Here is a 12030-nt window from a genome sequence, read left to right as displayed (position 1 = left end):
GTACGCGGGCTTCGCACCCAGGCGGTCCCCGGCGGCACGGGCGCCACCTGGATCACGAACCCCACCGAAGAGACTCACAGGACACGGCCTAGACTCGGACGGCCCGGTCTGCAAGCTGGCCAGGGCACATCCGCTGTCGACCGCATGCGGATGCCCATCACATCGTTTACCGCTCGAGGAGAATACGTTGAAGAGCACCGTCGAGCAGCTCAGCCCGACGCGAGTCAAGATCAATGTCGAGGTGCCGTTCGACGAGCTCAAGCCGAACTTCGACCGCGCCTACCGCAAGATCGCCCAGCAGGTGCGCATCCCCGGCTTCCGCCCGGGCAAGGCGCCGGCTCGCGTGCTGGAAAGCCGGATCGGGCGCGCCCCGGTGCTCGACGAGGTCGTCAACGAGGTCATCCCGGCCAAGTACATGGAGGCCGTGCGCGCGGGCGAGGTCCGCACGCTGGGCCAGCCCGAGTTCGAGGTGACCAAGCTCGAGGACCGTGAGGTCCTGGAGTTCACCGCCGAAGTCGACATCCGCCCGGAGATCTCGCTGCCCGACCTCGAGGGCTTCGCGGTGAGCGTCGACGACGTCGAACTGACCGACGCCGAGATCGACGAGCAGCTCGACGAGCTGCGTGCCCGCTTCGGCACCCTGACCGGTGTCGAGCGCGCGGCTGAGAACGGCGACTTCGTCTCGATCGACCTCGCGGCCACCGTCGACGGCCAGGAGGTCGAGGAGGCCTCGACCACCGGCCTGTCCTACGAGATCGGCTCCGGCCAGCTCGTCGACGGTATCGACGAGGCGATCATCGGCGCGAACGCGGGCGAGACCAAGACCTTCACCACGAAGCTGGTCGCCGGCGAGCACGCGGGCAAGGACGCCGACGTCACCGTCACCGTGCAGACCATCAAGCAGCGCGAGTTGCCCGAGGCGGACGACGAGTTCGCCCAGCTGGCGAGCGAGTTCGACACGATCGACGAGCTGAAGAGCGACCTTCGCGAGCGCCTCGGCCGCGTCAAGAAGATGCAGCAGGGCGTCCAGGCACGGGACAAGGTCCTCGAGGAACTGCTCGAGCGCACCGAGGTCGCGATCCCGGAGAAGGTCCTCGAAGCCGAGATCGAGAACCGCAAGCACGACGCGATCCACCCCTTCGATCACGACCAGGCGCAGTTCGCCAAGGCGCTGGAGGCCGAAGGCCGCACGATCGAAGAGTTCGACACCGAGGTCCGCGAGGAGTCGGAGAAGGCGGTTCGTACCCAGCTGCTGCTGGACAGCATCGCCGACGCCGAGCAGACGTCGGTCAACGACGGCGAGCTCACCGAGCGGATCATCTACCAGGCGCAGCGCTTCGGCGTCAGCCCGGACGAGTACGTCCAGCGGGCGCAGCAGTCCGGTCAGCTGACCGCGATCTACGCAGACGTCCGCCGCGGCAAGGCACTGGCCACCGTGGTTCGCAAGACCACCGTGACCGACGCCTCCGGCACCGAGGTCGACCTCGAAGAGCTTTTCGGCCCCGCACCCGAGGAGACGCAGGTCACCGAGGAGACCGCGAAGACTGCGGCCGAGTAGGGAATAAGCGGCCCGCGCGAAGCGGACCGTAAAGCTGTAAGCGAACTTGGGCGGTGTCAGGCATTCTGCACCGCCCAAGTTCGTTAGGGTCGGTTGCAAGATCTTCAGCATCTGGACACACCAGCAACAGCATCTCCGACAGCAGCAGCTAGACACACAGCGGCGGCAGGCCCAAGGCCACGCCGCCGTCGGCGGAAAAGGCAGGCAGACGTGACGCAGCACACGCCCGAGGCGCGGACCGGTACCGCGGGGCTCAACCTCACCGACTCGGTCTTCGAGCGGTTGCTCCAGGAGCGCATCGTCGTCCTCGGCTCCGAGGTCAACGACGAGGTCGCGAACCGGATCACCGCCCAGTTGTTGCTGCTCGACGCAGACGACTCCGAGTCGGACATCCGCTTCTACATCAACTCGCCAGGTGGCTCGGTCACCGCGGGTTTCGCGATCTACGACACCATGCAGCTGATCCGCCCGGACGTCGCGACCTACGCGATGGGCCTGGCCGCGTCGATGGGGCAGTTCCTGCTGTCCTCCGGCACACCCGGCAAGCGGTACGCGCTGCAGCACGCGCGCATCCTCATGCACCAGCCCTCGGCCGGCGTCGGCGGCACGGCCTCCGACATCGCGATCCAGGCCGAAGTGTTCGGCAAGTGGAAGCAGGAGCTCGCCAAGATCACGGCCGAGCAGACCGGCCAGACCGTCGAGCAGATCGTCAAGGACGGCGACCGTGACCGCTGGTTCACCGCGCAGGAGGCGAAGGACTACGGCTTCGTGGACCAGGTCCTCACGCGCGAGAACCCGCTTCCCAACAGCTGATCCGCGCCGGCACACAGGAGAATTCCAATGAGCAACTTCCAGCTTCCGATCGGGTCGCAGGCGCCGGGGATGCAGTCGCGGCTCCAGCTGCCGCAATCGCGGTACGTCCTGCCCTCCTATGTCGAGCGCACGAGCTACGGCATCAAGGAATCGAACCCGTACAACAAGCTCTACGAAGAGCGTCAGATCATGCTCGGCGTGCAGATCGACGACGCGTCGGCGAACGACGTGATGGTCCAGCTGCTGCACCTCGAGCACGAGGACCCGGACCGCGACATCATGATCCTGATCAACTCGCCCGGTGGTTCGTTCACCGCGCTGATGGCGATCTACGACACGATGCAGTACGTCCGCCCCGACATCGTCACCATGTGCATCGGCCAGGCCGCTTCGGCCGCCGCGGTGCTGCTGGCGGCCGGTACCCCCGGCAAGCGGTTCACGCTGCCGAACTCGCGCGTGCTGATCCACCAGCCCGCCACCGAGGGCACCTACGGCCAGGTGTCGGACCTGGAGATCCAGGCCAACGAGATCCAGCGGGTGCGGCGCCAGATGGAGGTCATCCTGGCGAAGCACACGAACAAGGACGCCGACGACGTCAAGAAGGACATCGAGCGCGACAAGATCCTGACGGCCGATGAGGCCAAGGCGTACGGGATCGTCGACGAGGTCCTCGAGTACCGCAAGGCTTCGAGCAGCTGATCGCGACCGGACCGGTGCGTGTCGGGAGACGACACGCACCGGATCCCTGGTCTATGGTCAGCTTCTGGCGTGCTCAGATGTGACGTTGGTTCTCCCGTCGGCGGCATCGGGCGGGTACCGTCAGTGGCAGTGTGTGAGGCTCCGAGCGGTCATCCGTGACCGGGGCGGTAAGACAGTCAGGCGCGACATCGCGCCGGAGGGGACGAGGTCAACGGCCATGGCACGGATCGGTGACGGCGGCGACCTGCTGAAATGTTCTTTCTGCGGCAAGAGCCAAAAGCAGGTGAAGAAGCTCATTGCCGGCCCCGGGGTCTACATCTGCGATGAGTGCATCGATCTCTGCAACGAGATCATCGAGGAAGAACTGGCCGAGGCCGGTGAGGTCAAGCTCGACGAGCTGCCCAAACCCGCCGAGATCCACGAGTTCCTCGAGCAGTACATCATCGGCCAGGACGACGCGAAGCGTTCGCTGGCCGTGGCGGTGTACAACCACTACAAGCGTGTGCAGTCCGACGACAAGGCCGGGCCGAAGGATTCCAAGGACGAGACCGTCGAACTGGCGAAGTCCAACATCCTGATGCTGGGCCCGACCGGCTGCGGCAAGACCTACCTCGCGCAGACCCTGGCGAAGATGCTGAACGTCCCGTTCGCGATCGCGGACGCCACGGCGCTCACCGAGGCCGGGTACGTGGGCGAGGACGTCGAGAACATCCTGCTCAAGCTGATCCAGGCGGCGGATTACGACGTCAAGCGGGCCGAGACGGGCATCATCTACATCGACGAGGTCGACAAGATCGCCCGGAAGTCGGAGAACCCGTCGATCACCCGCGACGTGTCCGGTGAGGGTGTGCAGCAGGCGCTGCTGAAGATCCTCGAAGGCACCACCGCTTCGGTGCCGCCGCAGGGCGGACGCAAGCACCCGCACCAGGAGTTCATCCAGATCGACACGACGAACGTGCTGTTCATCGTGGCCGGCGCTTTCGCCGGGTTGGAGAAGATCATCAACGAGCGGGTCGGCAAGCGCGGCCTCGGTTTCGGCGCGGAGATCCGCACCAAGGCCGAGATCGACGAGAGCGACATCTTCTCCGACACCATGCCGGAGGACCTGATCAAGTTCGGGTTGATCCCGGAGTTCATCGGCCGCCTCCCGGTCGTGGCGACGGTGACCCACCTGGACAAGGAGTCGCTGGTCAGCATCCTGACCACGCCGCGCAACGCGCTGGTGAAGCAGTACAAGAAGCTCTTCGAGATGGACAACGTCGAGCTGGAGTTCACCAAGACCGCGCTCGAGGCCATCGCCGACCAGGCCGTGCTCCGCGGTACCGGCGCCCGCGGCCTGCGCGCGATCATGGAAGAGGTCCTGCAGCCGGTCATGTACGACATCCCCAGCCGCGACGACGTCGCGAAGGTCGTCATCACCGAGCAGACCGTTCGAGAGAACGTGAACCCGACGATCGTGGCGCGTCAGCCGTCACGCCGTCGCAGCAGCGAGCGCGGCGAGAAGTCCGCCTGAGCGACTGATTCGAAAAGCGACGCCCCGGCCGGATCCTTCCGGCCGGGGCGTCGCTTTCTCCGGGCCGAGATAGGATGCGATGGTGCCGCTGACTCCCACGAAGGACGAGAACGAGGCTCCCGAACTGGCGGCCGCGAGTCCACGCGAGGTCAGGGGACTCGTCGAACTCACCGAACGCATCGTCATCGGGGCCTACCGCCGTCATCTGTGGATCCCGCGTGCACTGACGATCGCGCTGGGCGTGCTGGTGGCGACCTGTCTGGTGGCGGGGGTCGTCCGGTTGTCACCGCTGCCGCTGATCCCGTTGCCGTTGTTCGCCGTTTCGGCGTACACGCTCATCCGGGTCAAGGCGGCGCGAAGCGCGGAGGCGAACCGCGCGCTCGTCGCCTGGACCGGGTTGTTCGCCGGTGCGACGCTCATCGGATTCTGGTTGATCTCGATGGTGGGACGCTGGCTCAGCTGATCGGCCCAGGACCGTTTTCGGGCTTTCCTCCGTTAGCAGGGTTTCAGAATCGTCCCGACGGGGTAAGACGGGTCCGTGACAGTCACCGCAGAAGCCTTCTCTCATGTGGGCCTGCTCTACTCCGGTGACTCCGAGTATCTAAACGGTACGGTTCCGTACATCCTGGAGGGCCTGAAGCTCGACGAACCCGTCGCGGTGGCCGTGCCGGGCCGGAACTTGACGCTCATCGAAGAAGCCCTGGGTGATTCGGCCGCCGAGGTCGAGCTCATCGACATGTCCGAAGTAGGCCGCAACCCGGGCCGCATCCTTCCCGGCGTGCTCCTCGCGTTCGCGGACAGTCGTCCGGGGCCGGTCCGGATCATCGGCGAGCCGATCTGGGCGGAGCGGTCGGCCATCGAGTACCCGGCGTGCGCGCAGCACGAGGCGCTGATCAACTTCGCTTTCGGCGACCGCGACCTCAGCATCCTGTGCCCGTACGACCTGATCCGGCTCGACGACGACGTCCTCGCCGACGCCGAGCGGACCCATCCGACCCTCTCTGGCGCCGACGGCGACCGCCGGAGCGAGGGTTACGCTCCCGACGCCGTCGTCGAGAAGTACAACCTGCCGCTACCCGAACCGCGGGCGGCCGACGCGTTCCGTTTCGATCTCTCCAGGCTCGCCGCGGTGCGTCACTTCGCGCGGGAACGGGCCGAGGAGAGCGGGCTCGTCCCGGACCGCGTCGAGGATCTCGTGCTCGCCGTGGCGGAACTGTCCGCCAACAGCGTGCTGCACGGTTCGGGCCACGGTGTCGTCCGCGTCTGGCGCGACGAGGACCACGTGCTTTGCGAGGTCATCGACGAAGGCACGCTGAACGATCCGCTCGCGGGCCGTCGTCCCGCGTCGCTTGGGCAGATCGGCGGACGTGGCCTGGTGCTGGTGAATCAGGTCGCCGATCTGGTCCGGCAGTACCGGAGACCGGGTTCGACCGTCACCAGGATCTACTTCCGCGTCTGAACCCGGTTCGATCCATTCTCGTGCGTGTCAAGGACGGTCGGACAAGGGGCGGCGCCGGGAACGCGAGCGCCAGCACCCGCTCACTCACGCCTGCCTGCCGGGCCGCAAGTAGAGGACTACTTGCTTTGGGGCGGCGGCGGGGAAGAGCGGGACGTGTCCCCAATGTGGCATTGGGGACACCCGCCACGTTTGTCTGGAGAGACCCGGGTCAGGCGTTCTTCGGGACATGTTTGCCGAGGAACGCGATCAGGCTCGGCACGACCGTGCGGTTGAACGTGTCGCCGTGCTTACCCCGCGCGGTGTGCGCGACCGTCGGCCGCGCTTCGGAGATGAACTTCCGCACCCCGCCGATGAACGGGTCTTCGGTACCGCACCAGACCCCGGTCGGCACCCTCTTCGTGACGTCGATGTGGCGCAACGGATCCAGCGAGCCCCAGTCGGTCGCGTCGCGGAACGCGCGCCGCTTGCTCATCTCCGCCCACGACGTGATCAGCGCGGGCGCGAGCGCCGCGACCGCGGCGGGCGGACGGCGGTGTTCCAGACGCCGCCGCGTGTAGAGCAGCGCGCCGAAGCCGCCCATCGAAAGCCCGGTGGCGGCGAACGGAAGCCCGTCCCGGCCGCCGAGGCCGCGGGCGGCCAGCCAGCGAGGGACCTCTTCGAGCAGCATCGCCATCGGGTTGTCGCCGGGCTGGTTCTCGTGCCAGTAGTGGTCGCCGCCGTCGACCGCGACGAATCCGAACGGGGGCACCGCCTTGCGGGCGACGTCGCTGCCGAGTTGCTTGAGCAGTCCGGTGGGGGCGGCGTGCCGCGCGGTGCCGTGGAGGCCGTGCAGCATCAGCGACATCGGCAGGCCTTTGGGCGGCGCCTTGGTCGGCAGCATCAGTACGAGGTCGACCTCGCGGCCACGGGCTTCGGAGTACACGCGTTCGACGCGGGGGCTGCCGAGCTGGGTGGCCGGAGTCGGCGACGCGACGCCGAGTGCCCGCTGGAGCGCTTCGCTGAACGGCAGGGCTCCGGAGGCCGTTCCGGCGGCGAGCCCCGCGACACCGAGACCGGAGGCGCCGGCGATCAGCACGGAACGACGGCTCAGCCAACGGCGGGCGCCACGCACCCCCGGCAGCGTCGCGTGCCCCTGGTCGTCGTCGTTCACCCGTCCCCGTTCCCCGTTCCCCGTTCCCCGTTTGATCTTCTACCAGGTCAGACGCGCGCTCCCGCCCAAAGGTTGCACGATTCACCGACCTGTGACCGGGGTATCGCCGGATCAGGTGCCGACGTTTCCCTCTTTCGCGCGCCATGCCTCGATCGAGACCCGCGCGGACCGCGTCGCGGCCTCGAGAGTGTCGCCCAGGCCGACCCCGAGGGCGGTGGCCAGGGGAACCAGGATGTGGTCCACACCATTCTCGCCGTCGCCGAAATGGCCGGCGACCTCCAGCGTGATGTAGCCGTGCACGGCGCTCCAGAGCTGGGCGGCGACGGCGAACTCCGGGGCAGGGCGGAACCGGCCCGCCTCGATCACCCGCTTCGCGCCGCGGACGAGGTAGCCGAAGGCCTCGATGCCCTCCTCGCTGACGTTCTGGCGGGTCTCTTCGTTGGTCATGTCACCCTGGGCGGCCTTCTGCCCACTGGGCTGGCTCTGACCGAAGGTCACCGCGTAGAGCTCCGGGTTCTCCACCACGGTCCGCCGGTATGCCAGGGCCAAGGTGAGGATGTCGGCCACCGGGTCACCGGTCTCGTCGACCTCGCCCAGATTCGCCGACAACCGCCGGAATCCCTCCCGTGCGACCTCGTCCACCAGTGCGCCCATCCCGCCGAAATGGGTGTAGACGGCCATGGTCGACGCGCCGATCTCGGCCGCCAGCTTGCGGGCTTGCAGCGACTCCGGGCCGCAGGTGGAGAGCAGCCGGATCGCCGCCTCGATCAGTTTGGCCTTGACTTCGGCGGCGGCGGGTTTCGGTGACATGCTTGCCAGTATTCCATAACCCTGTTATAAATGTATCCATAACCACGTTATGGTCGCTGCAGTCATCAGATCCAGGGGGCCTGTGATGGGCAACAAGTTCCTCGAGGGCAACTTCGCCCCGGTCAGCCGTGAGCACACGATCACCGAACTGGATGTCACGGGGCACATTCCGGAGTACCTGGACGGGCGCTATCTGCGGAACGGGCCGAACCCGTTGTCCGAAGTGGATCCGGCGACCTTCCACTGGTTCATGGGCGACGGCATGGTGCACGGCGTCCGGCTGCGCGACGGCCACGCCGAGTGGTACCGCAACCGCTGGGTGCGCAACCCCAGGCTGTCGCGGGAACTCGGTGAGCGCTGGGAAGGCGGATCGGTTGCCGGGACCGCGTCCATGGGGGCCAACACGAACGTCATCGGCCACGCGGGCAAGACGCTCGCCCTGATCGAGGGTGGCGCCTCCAGCTTCGAACTGACCGAGGAACTCGACACCGTCGGCGTCTGTGACTTCGACGGCACCCTGCCCGGCGGCTACACCGCCCACCCGAAGCGTGATCCGGAGACCGGTGAACTGCACGCCGTGTCGTACTTCTTCGGGTGGGGCAACAAGGTGCGGTATTCGGTGCTCGACGCGCAGGGTCACGCGCGGCGCAAGGTCGACATCGAGGTCACCGGTTCGCCGATGATGCACGACTTCTCCCTGACCGAGAAGCACGTGGTCTTCTACGACCTCCCGGTCACGTTCGAGACCGAACAGGCCGTCGCCGCGTCCGTGCCTTCGTTCCTGCGCGCGCCCGCCCGGTTGGTGGTGTCGGCGCTGGTGGGCAGGGTGAAGGTGCCGGATCCCCTCAGCGCGAAGCTGCGTGAACGGATCTCTGGCAACGCGGGCCTGCCGTACCGCTGGAACCCGAAGTACCCGGCGCGGATCGGCGTCATGCCGCGGGAGGGCGGCAATGGCGACGTCCGCTGGTTCGAGGTCGAGCCGTGCTACGTGTTCCACCCGATGAACGCCTATGACGACGGAGACGACGTCGTGCTGGACGTCGTCCGGCACCCGAAGATGTTCGACAGCGAACTGCTCGGGCCGGCCGAGGGGCCGCCGACCCTGGACCGCTGGACCGTCGATCTCGCCGCGGGCAAGGTCATCGAGGAACGCCTCGACGACCAGGGCCAGGAGTTCCCGCGCGTCGACGAGCGGCTGGTCGGGCGACGGCACCGCTTCGGCTACTCGATATCCACAAAGGACGGATCGGCGTCTTCGGGTGTTTTGTACAAACACGACCTCGGGAAGCAGTCGGTGCAGAGCAGGCGGTTCGGCGACGGCGCGCAGGTGGGGGAGTTCGTGTTCGTTCCGTCCTCTGTGGACGCGGCCGAGGACGAGGGCGTGCTGATGGGGTTCGTCTACGACCCCGCGACGCGGAAGAGTGACCTGACCATCCTGGACGCGGAGACGCTGGAGACCGTCGGTGCCGTGCACCTGCCGGACCGGGTGCCGAACGGCTTCCACGGCAACTGGGTGGCGAGCTGAAGGGGACTTTTCCCGCATGGCACGCGGTGAAGGGCGCTTTCCCCGCATGAGACGCGGGGAAGGTCCCCTTCAGCTCCCGAGCCCGAGCACCCGCTGCTCGCCGGTGTAGAGGTTCATGCTGTCGCCCCGCAGGAAGCCGATGAGGGTCATGCCGTTCTCCTCGGCCAGTTCCGCGGACAGCGACGACGGCGCGGAAACCGCCGCCAGCAGGCCGATCCCGGCCATGGCGGCCTTCTGCACCAGTTCGAACGAGGCGCGGCCGGACACCAGGAGACCGGCGTCCGCCGCGGGGATCCGGCCTTCCTGCAGCGCCCAGCCGAGGACCTTGTCGACGGCGTTGTGCCTGCCGATGTCCTCCCGCACGACGGCGAGGTCCCCCTCGGCGTCGAACAGGGCGGCCGCGTGCAGCCCGCCGGTGCTGGAGAAGACCTTCTGATGGGTGCGCAGCGTGTCCGGGAGCTTCGCCAGCACATCCTTGCTCACCGCGAACTCGGACTTCTCCGGTGAAAACCGGCTTCGGAGCTTGACCGCGTCGAGTGCGGCCTTGCCGCAGACGCCGCACGAGGACGTCGTGTAGAAGTTCCGTTCGACGCCCGTCTCCGGCGGCGCGACGCCTTCGGCCAGTGCGATGTCCAGGACGTTGTAGGTGTTGCGGCCCTGGTCGTCGACGCCGTCGCAGTACCGGGCGACCGCGACGTCCTCGCGAGTGGTGAGCACGCCTTCGGACAGCAGGAACCCGTGCGCCAGTTCGACGTCGTTGCCGGGCGTCCGCATGGTGACGGCGAGTGCCTTGCCGCCGACGCGGATCTCCAGCGGCTCTTCGGCCGCCAGCGTGTCGGGCCGTCGCACGTCCCGGGTCGCGGAGATCATCCGTACCGGACGGCGCACCGTCACCCTGCCCACTTGTCCACCCTTCTGGCCGGTCATTCGACAGTCGAATACTGCAACGCCGGGCATTAAGTAATACATTCCCAGTGCCCACCCCCAGAGTACGGAGGCGCCGGATGGCCATCGGCTTCCTGGACCGTTCACGCATTGTCGCCCCGCCGGGCTGGAGCCGCTGGCTGGTGCCGCCCGCCGCGCTGGCCGTCCACCTGTCGATCGGGCAGGCGTACGCGTGGAGTGTCTTCAAACTCCCGCTGGAGAAGACCCTCGGACTCAGCGGCACACAGAGCGCGCTCCCGTTCCAGCTCGGCATCGTGATGCTCGGGCTCTCGGCGGCGTTCGGCGGGACACTGGTCGAGCGCAACGGCCCGCGCTGGGCGATGTTCGTGTCGACGGTCTGCTTCAGTTCGGGCTTCCTGATCTCCGCGCTCGGCGTGGCGACGTCGCAGTACTGGCTCGTCGTCCTCGGCTGGGGCGGGGTCGGCGGCATCGGGCTCGGCATCGGCTACATCTCGCCGGTGTCGACGCTGATCAAATGGTTCCCCGACCGGCCGGGGATGGCCACCGGCATCGCGATCATGGGCTTCGGCGGCGGCGCGCTGATCGCCTCCCCGTGGTCGACGCAGATGCTGGGCGCGTCGCCGTGGACGATCGGGACGGTCGCGACGGCGTTCCTCGTGCACGGCCTGGTCTACGCGGTCTTCATGACTCTCGGCATCCTGCTGATCCGGGTCCCGGCCGACGACTGGAAGCCGAAGGGCTGGGAGCCGAAGACCGACCACGGCAACGCGATGATCACCACCGCGAACGTGTCGGCGCGCAACGCCATCAAGACACCGCAGTTCTGGCTTCTCTGGGTGGTCCTTTGCTTCAACGTGACCGCGGGCATCGGCATCCTGGAGAAGGCGTCGCCGATGATCGCGGACTTCTTCCGCGAGACCTCGACGCCGGTCGGCACCGCCGCCGCGGCCGGGTTCGTCGCACTGCTCTCGCTCACCAACATGCTCGGCCGGTTCGTCTGGTCGTCCACTTCGGACCTGGTGGGGCGCAAGAACATCTACCGGCTCTACCTCGGCGCCGGTGCCCTGCTGTACCTCGTGATCGCGCTGACCACGAACGCTTCGAAGCTCGTGTTCGTCCTGTGCGCCATGCTGATCCTGTCCTTCTACGGCGGCGGTTTCGCGACAATCCCGGCGTATCTGAAGGACCTCTTCGGCACCTACCAGGTGGGCGCGATCCACGGCAGGCTGCTGACCGCGTGGTCGATGGCGGGGGTGCTCGGGCCGCTGATCGTCAACGCCATCGCCGACAGTCAGAAGTCGGTGGGCAAGGTCGGCCCCGATCTCTACACGACGTCGCTGTTCATCATGATCGGCCTGCTGGTCGTCGGCTTCGTCGCCAACGAACTGGTGCGGCCGGTCAACCCGAAGTTCCACGAGCCGGCGTCGTCCGGCGAGCCCGCGAGGAGTGCGGCCCGATGACCGAACAGGCACCCGAGCGCCGCCGCACCGGGCTGATGGTCTTCGCGTGGCTGTGGGTCGCGCTCCCGTTCGCCTACGGCGTCTACGAACTGTTCCGGAAGGTGGTCCAGCTCTTCGGCGGCTGACCCGCGTAGGGT

The 12030-nt window shown here is 67.4% G+C and carries 12 protein-coding genes; 9 read left to right on the top strand and 3 right to left on the bottom strand.

Annotation, left to right across the window (positions count from 1 at the left end; translation table 11 throughout):
• The first annotated feature begins 187 nt into the window (after positions 1-187).
• The 6 genes from tig to ACM6LU_RS27160 all read left to right on the top strand — a co-directional run bounded on the left by tig (position 188) and on the right by ACM6LU_RS27160 (position 6042).
• Positions 188-1558, top strand: coding sequence for a trigger factor (gene tig, locus ACM6LU_RS27185; protein WP_414940596.1), 1371 nt, complete (start codon positions 188-190; stop codon positions 1556-1558).
• Positions 1559-1768: 210 nt separating this feature from the next.
• Positions 1769-2371 carry a ClpP family protease gene (locus ACM6LU_RS27180; protein ID WP_076166113.1) on the top strand — a complete coding sequence of 201 codons (603 nt, stop codon included), beginning with the start codon at positions 1769-1771 and terminating at the stop codon, positions 2369-2371.
• 27 nt (positions 2372-2398) lie between these two features.
• Positions 2399-3070, top strand: a complete 672-nt coding sequence (locus tag ACM6LU_RS27175; RefSeq protein ID WP_101605975.1) for an ATP-dependent Clp protease proteolytic subunit — start codon at positions 2399-2401, stop codon at positions 3068-3070.
• Between the two features lie 217 nt (positions 3071-3287).
• Positions 3288-4583, top strand: a complete 1296-nt coding sequence (clpX, locus tag ACM6LU_RS27170; protein WP_257488325.1) for an ATP-dependent Clp protease ATP-binding subunit ClpX — start codon at positions 3288-3290, stop codon at positions 4581-4583.
• A gap of 79 nt (positions 4584-4662) precedes the next feature.
• Positions 4663-5046, top strand: coding sequence for a hypothetical protein (locus ACM6LU_RS27165; RefSeq protein WP_414940595.1), 384 nt, complete (start codon positions 4663-4665; stop codon positions 5044-5046).
• A 75-nt stretch (positions 5047-5121) separates the two neighbouring features.
• On the top strand, positions 5122-6042 hold the full coding sequence (locus ACM6LU_RS27160) for an anti-sigma factor RsbA family regulatory protein (RefSeq protein WP_414940594.1): 921 nt from the start codon (positions 5122-5124) through the stop codon (positions 6040-6042).
• 208 nt (positions 6043-6250) lie between these two features.
• Here the strand turns inward: ACM6LU_RS27160 and ACM6LU_RS27155 are convergent, their stop codons facing one another.
• The gene (locus tag ACM6LU_RS27155; RefSeq protein ID WP_414940593.1) at positions 6251-7192 is read right to left on the bottom strand and encodes an alpha/beta hydrolase; all 942 of its coding nucleotides are present in this window, start codon (positions 7190-7192) and stop codon (positions 6251-6253) included.
• A gap of 111 nt (positions 7193-7303) precedes the next feature.
• On the bottom strand, positions 7304-8002 hold the full coding sequence (locus ACM6LU_RS27150; protein ID WP_414940592.1) for a TetR/AcrR family transcriptional regulator: 699 nt from the start codon (positions 8000-8002) through the stop codon (positions 7304-7306).
• Positions 8003-8087: 85 nt separating this feature from the next.
• Between ACM6LU_RS27150 and ACM6LU_RS27145 the strand changes: the two genes are divergently transcribed.
• On the top strand, positions 8088-9527 hold the full coding sequence (locus tag ACM6LU_RS27145; RefSeq protein WP_414940591.1) for a carotenoid oxygenase family protein: 1440 nt from the start codon (positions 8088-8090) through the stop codon (positions 9525-9527).
• A 69-nt stretch (positions 9528-9596) separates the two neighbouring features.
• Here the strand turns inward: ACM6LU_RS27145 and fdhD are convergent, their stop codons facing one another.
• The gene (gene fdhD / locus ACM6LU_RS27140; RefSeq protein WP_414940590.1) at positions 9597-10430 is read right to left on the bottom strand and encodes a formate dehydrogenase accessory sulfurtransferase FdhD; all 834 of its coding nucleotides are present in this window, start codon (positions 10428-10430) and stop codon (positions 9597-9599) included.
• A 101-nt stretch (positions 10431-10531) separates the two neighbouring features.
• Between fdhD and ACM6LU_RS27135 the strand changes: the two genes are divergently transcribed.
• Both ACM6LU_RS27135 and ACM6LU_RS27130 read left to right on the top strand, forming a co-directional pair.
• Positions 10532-11893, top strand: a complete 1362-nt coding sequence (locus tag ACM6LU_RS27135; RefSeq protein WP_414940589.1) for an OFA family MFS transporter — start codon at positions 10532-10534, stop codon at positions 11891-11893.
• Positions 11890-12018 carry an MFS transporter small subunit gene (locus tag ACM6LU_RS27130; RefSeq protein ID WP_255355414.1) on the top strand — a complete coding sequence of 43 codons (129 nt, stop codon included), beginning with the start codon at positions 11890-11892 and terminating at the stop codon, positions 12016-12018. The genes ACM6LU_RS27135 and ACM6LU_RS27130 overlap by 4 nt, the downstream gene beginning before the upstream one ends.
• Positions 12019-12030: the final 12 nt, after the last annotated feature.

Origin of the sequence: Amycolatopsis sp. cmx-11-51, assembly GCF_047608665.1 — a bacterium.
In the GTDB taxonomy this organism is placed as follows: domain Bacteria; phylum Actinomycetota; class Actinomycetes; order Mycobacteriales; family Pseudonocardiaceae; genus Amycolatopsis.
Note: the sequence above shows the minus strand (reverse complement) of the source record. Positions and strands in the feature narration are given on the sequence as shown.